Origin of the sequence: Pedobacter sp. CFBP9032 (assembly GCF_034045265.1) — a bacterium.
GTDB lineage: Bacteria > Bacteroidota > Bacteroidia > Sphingobacteriales > Sphingobacteriaceae > Pedobacter.
Window position 1 is genome coordinate 1 of sequence record NZ_JAXCWE010000012.1, and the last position, 18,368, is coordinate 18,368.

At 38.9% G+C, this 18,368-nt stretch carries 17 protein-coding genes; 9 read left to right on the forward strand and 8 right to left on the reverse strand.

The features are described from left to right. Positions 1-485: 485 nt before the first annotated feature. Together SOM16_RS18915 and SOM16_RS18920 are read right to left on the reverse strand one after the other, a co-directional pair. Complete coding sequence (locus SOM16_RS18915; RefSeq protein WP_320465561.1) at positions 486-1,013, reverse strand: ferritin; 528 nt, start codon at positions 1,011-1,013, stop codon at positions 486-488. A 348-nt stretch (positions 1,014-1,361) separates the two neighbouring features. Further along, positions 1,362-1,721 carry a hypothetical protein gene (locus tag SOM16_RS18920; RefSeq protein WP_320465562.1) on the reverse strand — a complete coding sequence of 120 codons (360 nt, stop codon included), beginning with the start codon at positions 1,719-1,721 and terminating at the stop codon, positions 1,362-1,364. A gap of 214 nt (positions 1,722-1,935) precedes the next feature. Here SOM16_RS18920 and SOM16_RS18925 point away from each other — a divergent pair, with 214 nt between their 5' ends. Next, positions 1,936-2,910, forward strand: a complete 975-nt coding sequence (locus tag SOM16_RS18925; protein WP_320465563.1) for a helix-turn-helix transcriptional regulator — start codon at positions 1,936-1,938, stop codon at positions 2,908-2,910. A gap of 70 nt (positions 2,911-2,980) precedes the next feature. On the opposite strand, the gene SOM16_RS18930 is transcribed toward SOM16_RS18925, so the two are convergent. Genes SOM16_RS18930 through SOM16_RS18940 form a run of 3 tightly spaced genes read right to left on the reverse strand, consistent with a single transcriptional unit; the run spans position 2,981 to position 5,762 of the window. Beyond that, complete coding sequence (locus SOM16_RS18930; RefSeq protein ID WP_320465564.1) at positions 2,981-3,907, reverse strand: heme ABC transporter ATP-binding protein; 927 nt, start codon at positions 3,905-3,907, stop codon at positions 2,981-2,983. Positions 3,908-3,910: 3 nt separating this feature from the next. Further along, a complete protein-coding gene (locus SOM16_RS18935) occupies positions 3,911-4,951 on the reverse strand; it encodes a FecCD family ABC transporter permease (RefSeq protein ID WP_320465565.1) in 1,041 nt (346 codons plus the stop codon). A 1-nt stretch (position 4,952) separates the two neighbouring features. After that, positions 4,953-5,762: a heme/hemin ABC transporter substrate-binding protein gene (locus tag SOM16_RS18940; protein WP_320465566.1), complete on the reverse strand. Its 810-nt coding sequence runs from the start codon at positions 5,760-5,762 to the stop codon at positions 4,953-4,955. 403 nt (positions 5,763-6,165) lie between these two features. Here SOM16_RS18940 and SOM16_RS18945 point away from each other — a divergent pair, with 403 nt between their 5' ends. The 8 genes from SOM16_RS18945 (at position 6,166) to SOM16_RS18980 (ending at position 15,019) form a co-directional block, all read left to right on the forward strand. Beyond that, positions 6,166-6,885: an HmuY family protein gene (locus tag SOM16_RS18945; protein WP_320465567.1), complete on the forward strand. Its 720-nt coding sequence runs from the start codon at positions 6,166-6,168 to the stop codon at positions 6,883-6,885. Between the two features lie 7 nt (positions 6,886-6,892). Next, positions 6,893-7,684, forward strand: a complete 792-nt coding sequence (locus SOM16_RS18950; protein ID WP_320465568.1) for a hypothetical protein — start codon at positions 6,893-6,895, stop codon at positions 7,682-7,684. A 9-nt stretch (positions 7,685-7,693) separates the two neighbouring features. Further along, entirely contained in the window at positions 7,694-8,647 is a 954-nt protein-coding gene (locus SOM16_RS18955) for a hypothetical protein (protein ID WP_320465569.1), read from the forward strand. 264 nt (positions 8,648-8,911) lie between these two features. Beyond that, complete coding sequence (locus SOM16_RS18960; protein ID WP_320465570.1) at positions 8,912-9,523, forward strand: hypothetical protein; 612 nt, start codon at positions 8,912-8,914, stop codon at positions 9,521-9,523. A gap of 182 nt (positions 9,524-9,705) precedes the next feature. Next, positions 9,706-10,701, forward strand: coding sequence for a hypothetical protein (locus tag SOM16_RS18965; protein ID WP_320465571.1), 996 nt, complete (start codon positions 9,706-9,708; stop codon positions 10,699-10,701). A 4-nt stretch (positions 10,702-10,705) separates the two neighbouring features. Continuing rightward, complete coding sequence (locus SOM16_RS18970) at positions 10,706-11,992, forward strand: S41 family peptidase (RefSeq protein ID WP_320465572.1); 1,287 nt, start codon at positions 10,706-10,708, stop codon at positions 11,990-11,992. A gap of 54 nt (positions 11,993-12,046) precedes the next feature. Then, positions 12,047-14,410, forward strand: coding sequence for a TonB-dependent receptor (locus SOM16_RS18975; RefSeq protein WP_320465573.1), 2,364 nt, complete (start codon positions 12,047-12,049; stop codon positions 14,408-14,410). A 36-nt stretch (positions 14,411-14,446) separates the two neighbouring features. Further along, on the forward strand, positions 14,447-15,019 hold the full coding sequence (locus tag SOM16_RS18980; RefSeq protein WP_320465574.1) for a biliverdin-producing heme oxygenase: 573 nt from the start codon (positions 14,447-14,449) through the stop codon (positions 15,017-15,019). Between the two features lie 98 nt (positions 15,020-15,117). On the opposite strand, the gene SOM16_RS18985 is transcribed toward SOM16_RS18980, so the two are convergent. The 3 genes from SOM16_RS18985 to lpdA form a co-directional block, all read right to left on the reverse strand. Beyond that, positions 15,118-15,678 (reverse strand): GNAT family N-acetyltransferase, encoded by a 561-nt coding sequence (locus tag SOM16_RS18985; RefSeq protein ID WP_320465575.1) that lies wholly within the window; start codon positions 15,676-15,678, stop codon positions 15,118-15,120. Next, on the reverse strand, positions 15,679-16,518 hold the full coding sequence (locus SOM16_RS18990; protein ID WP_320465576.1) for an MBL fold metallo-hydrolase: 840 nt from the start codon (positions 16,516-16,518) through the stop codon (positions 15,679-15,681). It abuts the gene before it with no gap. A gap of 232 nt (positions 16,519-16,750) precedes the next feature. Beyond that, entirely contained in the window at positions 16,751-18,139 is a 1,389-nt protein-coding gene (lpdA, locus tag SOM16_RS18995; RefSeq protein ID WP_320465577.1) for a dihydrolipoyl dehydrogenase, read from the reverse strand. Positions 18,140-18,368 lie beyond the last annotated feature (229 nt).

An 18,368-nucleotide genomic window follows, 5' to 3' on the forward strand; every position in this document is an offset into this window, starting at 1 on the left:
CTTATAAACGAAAAAATAGCAGCCGGAATGAACCAACTGCTATTTAAATCGTAATTTTATTTAATTATTAATCCTGTATCAAATTTTCAGGACTAGTCACCTTTTAGGATTGTACCACCAGCCAACTTAGATTTTACTTTTTTTATCTGTGAAATTACAGGCATGGTTTTTCTGTTGGTGAGATACCAACTGATAGATGGAGCAGATTGAATTCCCTGATTTTAAAAAGTATTAGACCGAAGAGTTTTAGCCCATTAATTTGAGAATTATAGACGTTAGTTTTCTGTTAGGTAGACAAAAGATAGATGTGACACTTTAAGTTCTTTACTTAACAGTTTATTTGGGTTAAATAAACCGTAGAGATCGTGCCCTTGGTTTGCGGTAAATAAGGATAAACTGAAAAATTCACAAGTCTTTCTGAACAAAAAAAAACTATCTCAATTTTCATTAAGATAGCTTTAAATATATGTTTTGTTAGTTGTTAACTAGTCTTCAGAATAGGTAATATCATTCACATGCTTGTCAATTTCCCATCTTCCAGTTCCTTCTTCTCCAATTACTTCGAATAATTCCAGTGCACGGCGAGCTTTATATTCTTCTTCACGTTGTTCTTTCAAGAACCAGTTTAGAAACTCCATCGTAACGAAATCTTGCTCTTTTAAACATCTCGACGCCAAGTTTTTGAAACTTTGTGTGATGGCAATTTCTGCCTCCAAAGCATCTTCAAATACTTCTCTAAAACCCGCGAAATCATATTTAATACCAGTTACTTCTGGAGAAATAGCATTTCCGCCCATATCCAATACGTACTTGAACAATTTTAATTGGTGAGCTCTTTCTTCCTCAGATTGTTTAGTAAAATAATCTGCTGAAAAGTCGTAACCGTTTTGGTTACACCAAGATGCCATTGATAAATATAGTGATGAGGAGTGTGCCTCTTTTTTAATCTGCTGATTTAAAAGTGTTTCAATATCCTGAGATATTAAACATTTAATACGCATTAAATCTTTCATAATTTTTGTGCTTTAATAACAATACAAATGTAACACAGAATTGTTCAGTATTGTAAATTATTTACTATATGAAATTAGTCTAAATTGCTGATGGATAAGTATTTATAATGAGTTTAAATAAAGGAAGGTTAGAGGAGAGAATTGATAAGAGAAGAATAGGTAACGGGAAAGAGATAGGGGGAGGGGTTAGGGATTAAAAATGGATATGAAAAGTTTGAAATAGGCGATTTCTATAATACTAAATTTTGGTTATAGTTACTTAGCTTAGAAATAGCAAAATCAATAAAATAAAGAAATGGTACTATAGGTTATGGTCGCAATAACCAAAAAAAGAATCAACCCGAAACGCTAAACAACCAGCCTGTGCAGGCAATCGTTAACCATGTGGTTTAATGTAAACATGGTAAAAGTTCCTTGTAACAGATCTTTAAGTGAGATAATTTCTAATGCACTTAATAAGTAGATATGTTCGCAACCATTGAAAGTAACCAATTCGAAATCGGCTCTTTGCGTATTTAGCAATAAAGCTTCGATGTCAATCTCTTCAACAACTTTCTTTAACTTTTGAAGTGATAAGCAATTGTAGCGGGCAAACTTACCGCCGAAATCTACATAAAAGCAATTTAATTTATCAGATTGATAAACAGCACCTTCATTGTTAGAGAACACGTTAATTAATTCATTAATATCGATACAGGCTTTTTCCATCTCATGCGAAATTGATGATTATTTAGATTAAATACAAATAAATAAGCAAAATATTTGGGTGGATGCCAGGATGAATAAAATGAGTAACCGTTAAAAACTTTGATTTTACGCAACAATTAAAGATTTATTATTCCTTAGAATATTATTTAGAATGATTATAAATTATGTGTATCTTTGAAGATATTAATTTCAATTACCGCTAAGCTTTATCGCCATGATTGTTAGTGCCAGAATAGAACACCATCAGGATTTTCTCTTTAAGGAAGAGATACCCGATAAATATATAGCCGCGCATCGACTGTCTGAAAAAGGATTATCCATTAAAGAAACTCCTGCAGATATTCAAAATTATCAGTTATCCACAAACGGGCTTTTTCTTATTTATTCTGAAATGCGATTTGAAAAACCCACCCGTATACTTACAGAGATAAATGGAGAGGCCATTACCAGTCAGTTTATATTAACCAAAGAAGTTAATGTTCCGGATAAAAAGCAAAAGAGATATGGTTCCAGCAGGCACAATATTCGATATATCCCCTCATCAAAGCAGGCTTATGAGGTGAAACCTGATATTGATTTTATTTATTTCCTGATCGTACTCTCCAAAGATTATTACCTCAACCTGGTTGATTTATATTCTCCACTGCACGAGCATTTTGTTCAGGAAATGCAGAAGGGTAAAACCACTTCCTTTGGAGAAGAGGACCTGTTTGCCACGCATGAAATGCGTCATACCATAGCGGCCATCCGTTCTTCCAGACAAGAGGGTGAACTAAAAAGGCTTTTCACCGATGCGAGGATTACTGAGTTGATTCTATACCAGCTAGAGCAATTTAGCCAGTTTGCAGAAACCGGAAAGGAAGATCTGATTGAACGGGATATTCCAAAGTTAGAAGAAGCCAGAGAAATTCTCGAACAGCAATACATGGCACCGCCAACACATAAGCAACTTTCTAAAATGGTATTGCTCAATGAGTTTAAGCTGAGAAATGGATTTAAAAAGTATTTTGGAAGTACTATCTATGATTATATCACCAGGCTTAGAATGGAAAGTGCCAAGCGAATGATTATAGAAGAAAGAAAAAATATGTATGAGGTTGGTATACATGTTGGCTTTAAGCATCAGGCCAGTTTTACTAACGCTTTCAAAAAATACTACGGAATTCTCCCTAGTGAAATTAGGGTTTGATGATAAACCGATTTAAAATTGCACCAGTCTGCACGGATAGCTAATGGAAATTGACGGAATGCTATTCTACTTACCCATTTGAAATTTGATAAGTTAAGTTATTTAGCTGTTCATTAAAATGGATGTTTTCCTTTACACGCAGCGCTGCTAGTTTTTCCGGATCGGCTTCAGTTTCTGCTGTTTTTGCGAAGTTTGTATTAAATGTGCTGGCATCCAGAATAATTTCTTCAGGCACTACAATAGTTTTTAAACTTCTTAAATCGGTATGTGTTAATGCATGTACCGAAAAAGCAGTAAACATATGCTGTGGGGTAAGTACTTCTGCCGGAGCGCCATCCCACCATTTTCTGCCATCCTTCATCATGATGATTCTGTTGGCGTATTGAGCCGCAAGATTAACATCATGCAATACCATAATCACAATAAAACCCTTTTTTGCAAGGGCTTTGGCAATTGCCAGCGACTGGTGCTGATATTGCATATCCATATTGTTAATGGGTTCATCAAGAATGATTAAAGCTTGGTGACTATCCCAAACCTGGGCTAATGTGCGGGCCAAATGCACCCTTTGCTGTTCCCCACCAGATAAAGTTAGCATAGACCTTTCTGCAAAATTATTTAGCCCACAAATTTCCATGCTTTCTGCTACTGCTCTTTTATCTGCTGGTCCGGGCTGATTGCGGTATTTTCCATATCTGCCCATCATCGTTACTTCATAAGCGGAAAAACCTATACTGATCGGGTTTTGTTGCAGAAGCATCGCTCTTTTTGTAGCCAGTTCCTTTCTACTGTAGCCTGAAATCTCTTTACCATCAATCATAACCCTGCCTGATGATGGTTTACGTTCGCCAGAGAGCATGCTCATTAAGGTAGATTTACCAGCACCGTTTGCGCCAAGAATGGTAATGATTTCCCCGGATTTGGCACTAAAGGAAACATCTTTAATCAGGTACCGCTGGTTTTTCTGATAACTAACAGACTCTATTCTTAACATCATATCTTAATGGGTTAATTTGTTTTTATCACGGATGAGAATATAAAGGAATACTGGTGTACCAATTAATGCGGTAACCACACCAATTGGAAGTTCTATCGGCTGGATAACTAACCTGGCAACCAGATCAGAAAAAGTAAGCACCAATGCACCAAGAAGGGCAGATGCCGGAAGCACAAATTTATGGTCTACACCGCCAATGAGTCTCACCAAATGTGGCACCAGCAAGCCAACAAAACCAATAATTCCAGAAAAAGATACGGAGGCACCAACAGCCATGGTACATAATAAAACAACCATAGATTTGGTTAATCCCGGGTTTAAGCCAATCATCTCTGCCTGTTTTTCTCCGATGGCAAAAGCATTTAGCCCCTTTGAAAAAAAAGGAAGTAAAATCATGGGGATCATTACAAATGCGAGCAGGCAGCTAACATTCTGCCAGGTTGCCCCACCAAGACTGCCCAGCATCCAAAAAGTAATGCTTCGGAGTTGTTGTTCGTTCGCCAGGTAGCTGATTAAACCAGTAAGCGCACCCGCCATGGCGTTTATAGCAATCCCCACCAATAACATCGTTATTACATTGGCTTGTCCATCTGTTTTCGATAGATGATACACCAGCAGGGCGGCAATACCTGCGCCTGCAAATGCCCCGAAGGCCAACAGGTAATGGCCCAGAATTTCACTAAGCCCGGAAAACAGGAGTGTTTCGAAAGCGATAATTAATACGGCCAACAATGAGGCACCTGATGAAATGCCTATTAAACCAGGTTCGGCTAACGGATTTCTGAAAATACCTTGTATAGCTGCTCCCGAAATGCCCAGGGCTCCTCCAACCAGAATTCCCATTAAAACTCTGGGCATTCTGATCATCATGATAATCCCTTCATTTAATGGATTTATAGAAGGGTTGCTGGAAATACCAATGAATTTAAGCAACACCAAATAGGTTTCTTTGAGGGGAATACTCATCGAACCTAAAGAAAGAGATAAGCCAATGGAAAACAAGAGGGCAAAACTGAGGATAAGATAAATCAGAAGCCTTTTCATATTAATAAATTTTGGCATTTAATGTCCTGATGGCTTCTGCTAACCGGGTACTGAAGTTAATGAGCAAAGGACCATCCATTTCTATAATTTTTTTGTTCTTGCCAGCATTGGTGAAATTTACGCCCGGCATCTTTAAAATAGCATCCTTGCCGCCCAGGCTGCTTACTCCAAAATCAAACATCAAAATCACATCCGGATTGCTTTTAATTAAGGCTTCGGTCGTGTAAGGCTTAAATTCATTAAATTCCTGTATTGCATTTCTGCCTCCTGCAAGGTGGATGATTGCATCTATGCTACTGCCCTTGCCCGCTACATTCATAGTGCGTGTTCCGCGGGCATATATGAAAAGTACTTTCTGCAACTTTTGATTTTTTTTTAATTCATTTAATGCCTTTTGAATTGCTTGTTCGGCATTTCTGGCCACCATTTCTCCCTGATAACTCATTGCAATTGCGGCGGCAATCTGCCTGATAAATTTTAATGCACCTGCAACAGAATATTCCTGCCTGATCTGTACCACCCGCACCCCCATAGATTTAAACTGTGATAATTGTGCTTTAGAAAGGTCGCCATCAGGAGCCACAATAAGATCGGGATGAAAAGATAAAATTGATTCTACAGATAGCGCCCTGTTCCTGCTCACCTTTGGTAGCTTGTTTATTGTTTCAGGGTAAACACTCGTTACATCAACCGCTACGATATTTTTGCCGAGGCCAAGGGCAGAAACCGTTTCACTGATTGCTCCACTCAGGGTAACTATTCTTTTAGGCTGTGCAATTGTAACAGTGATAACAGATAACCATAAGGCCATCGTCAATATTATAATTTTTCTTCTATCCTTAAAACGCATTCCTGTTTATTTTCTGTGTGGCACAAAACAAGGCTTTAATTCTGCCAAATACAAGTGCGTGATGTTACCGATTCCGTTCAGCGCTAGTCTGGATATAAGTGCCTTATTTTTTTTAAGTAGCTGGATTATAGTTTTTTAGGTTTTTTGATCCGGGCGTAAAGTAAATCCTTTATGATTAAATGCGATGAAATAATACGGATAGAACAAAACAAAATACGGATGGAACAAAAGAAAATACGGATTGAACAAAGGGTATATGCGCACTAATGCAGATGTTTGCAGAGTTGTTATTTAGAATGATTAAAAATAGCAATCTTATTGACAATCATATCATTACCATAAAACTGATCAAAATCTTAAACCAATGAATAAATATCAAATCTTAAACTGTAAGGCACTGCAAGTTTTCTTTAGCGTTTTTATCTTGTTGATATCTTCTTGTACGAAAGATGAATTAGCACCCAATGAGGTTTTACAAGATGGGAACAGTACTGTAATTTCAGATCTTGCCGGCGATACGCAAGCTTCGATGGGGAGTGCAACCCCCGGAAAAGAGGTAAGGGCATTTTATACTTTTCTTTTCCGGTTTAAAGACCAGAAGCAAATATGGATCAGAACCCGGGCTGATTCTGCTCAATGGTTAAAAACCAAAGATTGGGATTTAGCTTTTACTGGGCCTTATAATAGTGAGGTTTATGTGAATGACAAAGATTACCAGTTTAATCCTGGTTATGGAGGGATTGCAGAAAGTGCCGTTGTGATGCTGGATCAAAATTACGATACGGTTAATCAGGCACCCACAGATCAGCTATTTAATGCCAGTACAATCACTAAAATTGGCTGGGCATCATCAGCCGGTGCTAACGGATGGTTTTTCTATAGCCTGAACACACATATCATGCAAGCAATACCCAACCGCACCTATGCCATTCGGCTGCCAGATGGGAAGTATGCCAAATTACAATTAATCAACGCCTACAAGGGCAATCCGCCCAGTGTTACCGATCTGAACTGGCCTGCGCCATACTACACCTTTAAATATTATGTACAGCAAGATGGAACTAAGAATTTACAAACAAAATAAATCAAAGATGAATACAATGATTACAAGCACCAGGCTATTTAAACGGCTTTCGTTCTGTCTGATAACGATTGTTTTTTTTACCGCATGCAAAAAGGATGATCCGGTAATTGCTGAAGAAAAGCCCGTTACAACCAACAGATCTATAGATATGGTACCCTACTACAAGGTACAGCGTGTAGAAAACTTTCAGGTTGAAACGGATGATACCAACCCGACGGCACCTAAGCCTGAAGTGCTTTTTAGTCTGGATTTTAAAAAAGCTCAGCCTGCAACATTCGGTAAAACATCTTTTTGGGATATATCTTTTAGTGGATTATACAACAGTTTTATTGGTGGAAACAATGGTGTGAATACGAATAATGCCGGTTTGGGTGGGCCCGGTATTGGTGGGGTAACCATTGTGGCGAAATCATTTGAGGAGGTAAGTGCCATCCCTTCTGCTGCTGATTTTAAGACAGCAAAGGGATTAATTGGTACCGATGATCTCGGCGCTTTCGGTGAAGGACTTGGTTGGTATTTATATGATTTTGGCGGCATTGTGGTAGGCGATGGGAGTTATGATAAACAGCATGTTGCTTATGCACTGGGCAATACCTTCACTATGGCTAATGGCCAAAAAACACCTGCAAGAACGATTATTGTGCGTACCGCTAAAGGAGATTTTGCTAAAATCAAAATGATCAGTTGCTACAAAGATGTATTAACAGCAGATAAAATGATGCGAAATACACCCCACATGTTCTTCACCTTCGAATATGTAATCGTTCCGGCAGGCAGCACCAAATTTGAGATTAAATAATAAATTTTTATGAAAAGACTATATCCATATTTATTAATGGCATTCACAGCCATCACTTTTTTTGCCTGTAAAAAAACCGTTGACTATGAACATCTTGAGCAGAACAGAATTACTGCATTCACTGTGGTGAACGTGAAAGATACTGTGATTCATGGCGCGATTGACAATATTAAAAACAGCATTACTGTTTACGTGCCCTATTATTATTCACTATCCGTTATAGAACCCAAAATTTCTGTAGATCAGGGTGCTACGCTTACTACTCAGATTCAGCCGGTAAACATAGCCGACGATAAACAGACTTTTTCTGTAAAATCATCAGCGGGTGAAGTGCGCACGTATAGCCTTAAAATTATACAGCAAAATCCACCCAGCCTAAGCTTATCCTGGCCCATGGGAAACAACGAAGGATCGCCCAATGCCACGCAAATTTTTTATGGAAACCTAAGAAGTACCAGTGTGGCTACGCTTGATGTAACCCTTACACAGCAGGGCACGAATAAAACTTTCAAACCAGATCTGATTGGAGCAGCATCTACTTTGCCTGTGTTTTTAGATGGCTACCTTCTCAATATAGGGCGTTTGCCTTCTGAATTGGATAGTGGCTATTATCAGGTAGATGTAAGTTTTCTCGGCAATATAGTGAGGGTTGATAAGCCATTGCATGTGGTCTATAGAAGACCGATAACATTATTTGCAAGCAAAACTTTAAAGCAAGGAGATACTTTTACCCTCAATCCGATACAGGAAACCGTCTTTATTGATCTTAAATCGGTAAGCCTCGAACTGCCTGACGGGCGGATTATTCCCTTAATTGTTCAAAGCTTTAATAGAACTAGCGCAACGATTAAAATACCAGATAATTTCCCTGTTATTAAAGATCTGGACTGTCGTGCAGCGCTTAATTTTGGTACCTGGAGCCCAATTATTGCTTATCCTAGAATCACAATAAGCCCTAAATAGAAAGAAATTGACTGCTTTGTGTACAGAAGCAGCCAGTAAACCAACATCATGTTTAACCTCTAAATATAATCTATGAAAAAACAAGCATCAAAAAAATCCTGATAATGGAAACAAGTTTAATCTTTTATTCTTTCTGAGCGGATTCAAAAACAAATCTGGTTCCCGGGGCTAAAATGTATTTTCAATCTACCAGGATAAGAAATAACAGGTTAAGCTGCTCTCACTAAAAAAAAGCAATAATTATCAATTTATAAATATTATAACATGAAAAATTCAATAAAAAATATCTCAAAAGCAGTTTTTGCCCTTGCCTTATTTACCTTAGCATTTACCTCTTGTAAAAAAGAGAATGATACTGCCATTCCTTTAAACCTGAATGGTGCTAAAGCTTCCGTATCATCAGTTGCCGACACCATCGTTGGCCGTTGGGGTAATCCAAGGTTTGGAGGGGCAGTATTCGGTACGGTATATGCCAATATTATTACCGGTGCACAGGATACAGTAGGTAGTATTGCATACCAATTATTGTTTTCTGGTTTTAATAATTCCACTATTACACCAGCAAGTGGGTATACGCTTAGTTATTTAAATACCCCAAAAGCATTGTCTGCCATTGATGCATCAGATGCTGCAAGTGCAACAACTGTTCCTTCTTTAGGTATTTCTACTACCTCAAATGCAGCAAATACTTCTGGAGATGCTAATGGTTGGTTGGTTTACGCTACCGGAGGAGGTGTAGCAGCAGTTCAAAACCTCGTGATTTTTGTAAGTGATGGCGTAACTACACGTGCACTTAAATTCAGTAGTGCAGTTGGTCAAGGAACTTCTACCAACAATAGGGGTGTATATTACTTTGATCGCGGAACGGTATTATAGTCTAATCATTATCTGGCAGGCTGATCAAAATCAGCCTGCCAACTGTTCAGAAGGTTGACTCATTTAATCTTAAGTTCAATGATCTGCATGTTCACTTTATGATTTTTTTGATTATGGAGGTTGCAAGCTTAATGATTATAGATCTAATTTAATCTTCTTTTTTACCCATAAAATATAAAAATATGTGTTATCGTTACTTATTTAAATTATTCTTCCTATCCGGCATATTTGCGCTACTGCTGTTTTCATCCTGTAAAAAGGAATATCTTAATACACCATATAATGATATCGAAAGCTTCGTTATTAAAGATGCGCTGAACAATGAATTGAAAGCCTCGCTCAAGGGTGATAGTATTATTGTCTATTGGCCGCCATTTCAAAATGTAAAATATAAGGTAACACCAGAGATTATGGTATCTTCTGGTGCTTCCATAAGCCCGTCTTCAGGACAAGAGATTAATCTGAAAACAGGTATTTCCTATTCCGTTACCGCACAAGATGGGAGTATTAAAAAATATGTACTTAAAGTAGCCATTAACCAACCTGTTCCAATAGTCAGTAGAATTTCACTTACCAGATTGGGACAAGTTGGTCTGATCATTGGAGAATATTTTATTCCTGATTCCAATCAAACCAAATTATTTTTGGTTGATAAGCAAAATAAAGAATATCAGATTCATTTTTCACCAACTGACAATTTATGGTCGAGCAAAATCCAGTTTACAGTCCCTTTAGACGCAAAGATTGATACTGGAAATTATCAGGTAAAGTTGATTAGTGGTACGAATACGCTTGTTAAAGGTCCATTTACACTTGGCAAGCCATTTCCGGCATCAACTAAAGGTGTTTATCAATTCGACCAGGCCGGTAAAAGCGTTAAAAAAGGTGATCAGATTTCCTTTACTTATGCACTGCAAGCTCCTGCTGCCAGGTATTATTATGGGAATTATACGCACGCTATTATTACTGTTGCCGGAGATACAGGTGGCAAAACCCATATTGCACCAATCGCTTCTCAAAGTAATACTTCACTAAAGTTTACCCTGCCCGCTACCATAAGCACAGGCGCAATCCGAAGCATCGAATTATATTCAGCCGCAGATAAACTAGCATCATTTGGATATTCTATGTATACCTGGAGTACCACCGCGGCAACAGCAACTATTATCACACCTTAACGCAATGAAAAAGAGAAAATTTGGTGTAAGCTGTCTGGTCTTATTGATTTTTATGTGCTTGATTGCTTGTAAAAAGGAGAAGTCTTCATCGGCAGAAACTGACGAGATTATTTCGCCTACCACAGGTACACGTACCCAGTTTACGTTAGATTCTATCTTTTTATATGCTCAACAGGTTTATCTGTGGAGTGATGCACTACCTAATTACGGAGATTTCAATCCAAGGCAGAAATATGCAAACGTTAGCCCAGATCTAACTGCGTTTAGGAAAGAACTTTTTGATATTTCACAGTTTAAAATTGATAAGGCAACAGGCAGTGCCTACGAATTTCCAATTTATACCGGGAGTGCAAAATATTCTTACCTCGAAGCTGGCAGAATTAATGGCGGCGCTACAGCTGGAGTAATCAGTTCTTCCCCGGCATTATTGACCAGTACTGGGCTAACCTCAGGCGATAAGAATATTGCTTATCTCGCTTTAGGTGCTTTTCCAAAATTGAGCAGATGTCAAGCTATTTTAGATCAGACATTTACAGAACTGGCAGCTACAAACCCTAAATATATAGTGGTAGATCTTCGCAGTAATACAGGTGGTTATGTAGAAACGGCTGAATATATAGCTAATCTAATAGTGCCCACTTCGCTGAATGGAAAGGTGATGTATACGGAAATGTTCAATGCTAAAATGCAGGCAGGGCAGGCCAGAATTCTAAAGTATCAACCTTATATAGACGCTGCAGGAAAAACAGTGGTTTATAATGGTCGAAATGCTACCATGGCTGATGTAGACTACACCGAAAAAGGTAATACTTATCACTTTAATAAAAAAGGAAATCTAACTACTATACAGGGCGTTTATTTTATTGTATCTGGCAAAACAGCATCCGCAAGCGAATTACTCATCAGCTGTTTGAAACCCTATTTTAATGTAAAACTCATTGGTGAAAAAACTTACGGCAAACCCGTGGGCTTCTTTGCAATTAACATTGATCAGTACAGTGTTTACCTAAGTAGTTTTTTGATCCGCAACGGGGCCGGTTGGTCTGATTATTTTACAGGCATGCCAGTAGATATTGCTGTGAGTAGCCTAGCCAGTCCGGATTTGGGAAACCCTGAAGAATCATGTCTGAAAGCTGCAATTAATGATCTCAACGGCTTAAAAACAACAGCGAAGGCAGGTCTGAGCCATACCACACTGATGCAGGTTAATCCGCTATCGGGAACAACCACTCTAGAAACCGCAACAGGATTTGGGATGCAGGAAAATCGACTAAGGTTAAAAAATAAGTAGGCCTTAGCGCTTATTCTTTCTACTGTGAGATTTGGATTTAATAATAAACAATACATGTTAAAAAAATCAATTATATTTTTTCTATTAGTGATGTTAACGAGCTACATCTCTGCACAGGATCGTGGCAGCATTACGGGAGAAGTAAAAGATATAAATGGTAAAACATTGCCGGGCGCAACTATTCGCCTGGAACCAGATGGACATGCCACGGAAACAGATGGCAAGGGCAAATTTAATTTTAATCAGATTTATGCTGGCGAATACCGAGTAACGGTTACGATGATCGGCTATGGGAATTACACGCAAACTATAGCAATAAAAAATAAAGAAACTACAAACTTTCAGGTTAAGTTAACCGCTAAAACCGAAAACCTGAATGAGGTAGCCGTTACAGGTAGCAACCTGCCTCCTGATAATCTGCTGCAGGCAGAACGGAGTGCGATGCCCGTAACGGTGATTACGCGAAAAACCATTGAGTTGATGGGGAGCCGCCGTTTGGATGAAGTACTAAAAGAACAAACAGGCATTGCCATTGTAAATAATATTGGTGGCGGAGCCAGATCAGTAGGGGTACAGCTGCAGGGATTTAGCAGTGAATACATCATGATTCTGATTGACGGACAACCTATGGTAGGGCGGAATAGTGGAAATTTTGATCTCTCCAGAATTAGTGTTTCCAATATTGAACGGATTGAAATTATAAAAGGGGCATCATCATGTTGGTATGGCAGCGAAGCTTTAGGTGGTGCAATCAATATCATTACCCGTTATGGGGCATTACAACCTCAGGCTTCGGCATCACTGCAATATGGAAGTTTAAATATCGCCGATGTCACTTTAGAAGGAGAAACACCATTTGCCTCGCAAAGAGGATCAGCAAATATATCAGCCAATTATTACCGTACTGATGGTTATAATACTAATCCAAAATATATCCAGCTGGGTACAACTGCGCCACCTTACGATAATTATGCCCTGCAGGGGCGGGTGCGCTATCGTTTAACACCTCGGTGCACCATCGGAATTAGTGGACGTTATGGTTTGCGAAAATCTTTCATGAGTAAGGATTTTGGATTGGGTATTGTTTCAGGCGATAGTCAGGACGAACAAGACCTCAATATGGCCAGCACCTTCGATTATCGTTTTAGTTCGGGTTTAAGGAGCATGAGTCGCTATTACTTTACCAATTTCCGGTCAGATCAAAGTGTGAACTGGCAACAAAGCAATGCGAGGATAACCGAAGATGTTTTCACTCAAAATCTACACCGTTTCGAACAGCAGTTTGCCTACAATTTAAATGAGAACTTAAAATTCACAAGTGGCCTGGGTGGAAGTTTGGAACGCATGAATGATGCTGCATTAACCAACCCGGGAACCGTTTATACCGCCTTTGCTTTTTTCCAGGGCGATTGGCAAATCAATCCTAAAATTGGTTTAGTCGGCGGACTGCGTTATGATTATACCAATGCTTATGGAAATAAAATTAACCCAAGTTTAGGATTGCAATATCGGGTGATCCCTACGCTTATTTTTAAAGCAGGTGCAGGTACGGGTTTTAAAGCGCCAGATTTTAAATCGAGGTACCTGGTTTTTTATAATCCAGCTGCCAATTATCTGGTTATCGGTAATGAGGTGTTACGGCAAACCCTAAATCAGTTGCAGCAAGAGGGCGAAATCAGCGAGATCAGGCAATATCTGCTCAATCAGCTGGATCGTAATTTAAAGGCTGAGCGGAGTACTTCCGTTAATTTAAGTTTGGAATGGAAACCTAAACCCAATATAAAAGTGGAGGCCGGGGTTTTTCATCATCAGCTGCGGAATCAGATTAACAGCATACAAGTGGCCACAGGCAGCGGCAACAGAAATATTTTTACTTATCAAAATCTGCCTAAAGCCGTAAATAAAGGAATTGATGTATCCTTATCTATTAGTCTGTTTAAAGATCTCGAAATCGGGGCAGGTTATCAATACTTGATTGCAAAAGACCTCAGCGTGATTGATAGCATTAAAACTGGAAACTGGCCATATAATCAGAACATCCATAATCCGGCAACGGGCCAGTCTTTTCAGCCCGGCACGGCAGATTATTGGGGGATAGAAAACCGATCCAGGCATATGCTGAACATCAAGGCCTTTTATACCTATCGACCCTGGGATGCCAGCATCAATTTCAGGGTGAATTATAGGGGGAAATACCCATTTGGGGATCGAAATGGCAATCAGTTTATTGATCGTTATGATACTTTCGTAAATGGTTTTTTTACACTGAATGCTGCCTTCGAGAAGAGAATTTTAAAACAGCATCTCAGTATTAGGCTCACAGCAGACAATATGCTGGATTATACCGATCGGTTAATGCCCGGGCAGCCAGGTAGGGTAATTCTTGCCGGACTTACGTACAGATTGTACAAAGATTAATACAAACTCAAATCAAAATTATAATCAATATAAATTATGCTAAGTACAAATATTAAAGAGGCAACAAAAGTTGCCCATCAACAATTAGAGGTTAAGGTGGTTAAAAAACTAAAGGCCGTTAGGAGTGATGCTGATTATGCAGATTTACTGCTACATTTCTATGCTTATTTTAGTCATTTGGAGCAAGAAATAAAGCCTTATATCAATACCCAGGTATTACCAGATTATGCGGAGCGCCGAAATGCTGCTTATCTAAAAAGTGATATTGAGGAATTGGGATTTACGATAGACCATTTACCCTCAACTACTGTTCCTCAGCTTTCAAACACCATGGAGGCATTGGCTGCACTATATGTAATGGAAGGATCAATTATGGGTGGGAGTATTATTGTACAAATGCTTGCCAAGGGTGGCATAACTAAAGGGGTATCATTCTTTTCCGGGTATGGTGCCGAAACTGGGCAGATGTGGGGAAAATTTATAGCAGTATTAAATGCTGAAGCGAAAACTCCAGCTGATGAGGATCTAGCCATCAAAACGGCTAATGCTACCTTTACTCACTTTTCGGATGTATTTACGGAAGTAAAAGTGGTTCAACACTTATCTTAAAATATTTACTGGTCTCGTGGTTGAGTAAGCTTTACTCAACCACAAGATCATTGATGGTTAAGATTAGTACCTTGATCAAACTTAAAAACAAAATCAGGTTATATGATGGTATAAACCATGTGGTAATATTCACCACCCGTAAAGGTTTTTTCATTTTTGATAATAAAGCCCGACTTTTCGTAGAGTTTCAAAGCCCTTTTATTATTTTGATCTACCAATAACCCAATGTTACGGTGCCCAAGTTGTTCTCCCCAGTTAATTCCAGCTTTGATTAATGCCTTGCCTATTCCTTTTCCCTGTGCTTTCGGATGAACGCTGATGGTATCCAGGTAAAATTCCCCTTGTTGAGTTTCTGGTTCAGGATAGAAATTTTTAAGAGGATGATGATCACTTAAATAATCAATGAAATTATTTCTTAGTGAAAGCAGCATGCCACCATCATAAGCATTTATAGTACCTAAAATCTCTTTATCAGCAGTAAACACCAGTGTATTCTGATAACTGTACTGATTCTCTTTTTGCTTGAAAAAGTGTTCAAATAAGTTAAAGATGATAGTAGGATCATTTGAATTTGCAAATTTTGCAGCCAATTCACCCATTGCCTGGATGATCAGTGGAACGGCAAATTGCGAATCAGAGGGCTTTGCGCTACGAATCATTTATAAATCAATCAGATTAAAAGTTTCCCCAACGCGAATCCCTTTCTCAGTTCTTTGCAGCGTGCAGCATTCGTTAACCGGATCGTGTTCCAGATAGAGGATATATCCCTGGTCAACTGCCTCTTCTAAAAATGCCTGTTTTTCTGTTAAGGTTTTGAGTGGAAACATATCGTAAGCCATTACATAAGGGATAGGTAAATGACCCACAGAGGGTAGAAGATCGGCCATATAGACTAGTGTTTTGCCTTTATACCTGATTTTTGGCAACATCATGGCATCTGTATGGCCATATGCAAAACTAATATTGATGTCCTTTTGCCATTCTATATTCTCTGTTTCTTCTATAAATTTAAGCTGTCCGCTTTCGTGAATAGGTAATATATTTTCTTTCAAGAATGAAGCTTTTTCTCTTGCGTTTGGCTCAACTGCCCATTGCCAATGCTTTTTATTGCTCCAATAGGTGGCATTTTTAAAGGCTGGCGATAATTTATCTTCGTTTCTTACTACCGCACCACCAACATGATCAAAGTGTAAATGGGTGAGGAAAACATCAGTAATATCTGCTAAACTAAAGCCCAGGCTGCCTAAAGATTTCTCCATAGAATCATCACCATGAAGGTAATAATGACTGAAAAATTTTTCATCCTGCTTGTTTCCAATTCCCGTATCTACTAAAATAAGTTTGTTTCCATCTTCAATCAGCAGGCACCGCATGGCCCAGGTACATAAATTGTTTGCATCAGCAGGATTGGTTTTTTGCCAGATCGCCTTCGGAACAACGCCAAACATTGCGCCGCCATCTAATTTAAAAAGTCCGGTGTTTATGGTGTGGAGTTTCATGTGGTAGTGTTAAGTAATGAGTAGCAAGTATTAAGTTATGGTATCGGGTATTAAGTATTAAGTAGCAAGTATAAAGTAGCAAGTATAAAGTAGCAAGTATAAAGTAGCAAGTATCGAGATGCAAGCTGACTATCAAGTTTTAAAAATACAAAAACCCTTTAGAACTAACTAAAGGGTTTTCGTGTTTTCACTAATGACTAATGACTAATGACTAATGACTAATGACTAAAAACTACAAGTGGATTACTTCTCCGTAGGCGTCAGCGGCAGCTTCCATAATGGCTTCGCTCATGGTTGGGTGAGGATGTACCGATTTAATCATTTCATGTCCGGTGGTTTCCAATTTACGTGCAACCACTATTTCGGCAATCATTTCCGTAACATTTGCACCGATCATGTGAGCACCTAATAATTCGCCGTATTTAGCATCGAAGATTAATTTCACGAAACCATCTTTTGCACCGGCAGCACTCGCCTTACCCGAAGCAGAGAACGGGAACTTACCAATTTTTAGTTCGTAACCAGCTGCTTTTGCTGCTTTTTCTGTATAACCAACTGAAGCAATTTCAGGTGTGCAATACGTACATCCCGGAATATTGTTATAGTCTAAAGGTTCAGCATGTTGACCTGCGATTTTTTCTACACAAATAATACCTTCTGCAGAAGCTACGTGAGCAAGCGCTTGTCCGCTTACTACATCACCAATGGCATAATAACCTTTTACTGAAGTGTTATAGAACTCATCTGTAACAATTTTGCCTTTTTCGGTTTTAATGCCTGTTTCTTCCAGACCGATGTTTTCGATATTCGCTACAATACCGGCTGCGGATAAAACGATATCAGCTTCGATGGTTTGCATGCCCGAAGCCGTTTTTACTGAGACTTTACAGCCAGCACCTGCAGTATCAACAGCCTCAACACTTGCTGAAGTCATGACGTCGATACCCACTTTTTTCAAGCTGCGCAGCAATTGTTTAGAAACATCCTCATCCTCTACCGGAACAACGTTATCCATAAACTCAACGATGGTTACTTTCGTTCCCATTGTGGCGTAGAAATAAGCGAATTCAACGCCAATTGCACCAGAACCTACTACTACCATACTTTTTGGTTGCTCTGGAAGAACCATTGCCTGGCGATAGCCGATGATTTTTTTGCCATCTTGCTTCAAGTTCGGAAGCTCTCTTGAGCGTGCACCTGTAGCAATGATGATATCTTTAGCGGTCAATTCTTTTTGAGAACCATCAGCACCTTTTACTTCTAATTTGTTGCCTGGTTTCAATTTACCAATGCCCATGATCACATCGATCTTGTTTTTCTTCATCAGAAACTGAACACCTTTACTCATGCCATCAGCAACACCGCGACTGCGTTTTACAACTGCTGCAAAATCTGCTGTAGCTTCGGCGGTAGTGATGCCGTATTCTGCCGCATGATTGATATATTCAAATACCTGAGCACTTTTTAAAAGGGCCTTTGTAGGGATACAACCCCAGTTTAAACAAATACCACCAAGAGATTCGCGCTCCACAATAGCAACTTTGAGTCCTAATTGAGAAGCTCTGATCGCAGCTACATAGCCACCCGGGCCGCTGCCTAAAACAATAACATCGTAATTCATCTGTTTCTTTTTGTTTTTTTATATCTGTCAGATGGAGCTTACCATAATTAAAACATCGTTTTTTTTTAGACTGATTACGATTTAATTATGGATGGTTCATATCTATTATAAAGAGATTTGCTTTTAAATGTTTTTTCCTTATTCCTGTAATCTTCTGGTGAAGGAGTCTCTGCCAGGAGCAGATTAATCTCGTCTCTGCATTTATTGTTTCGACATTACATCTGCTGAG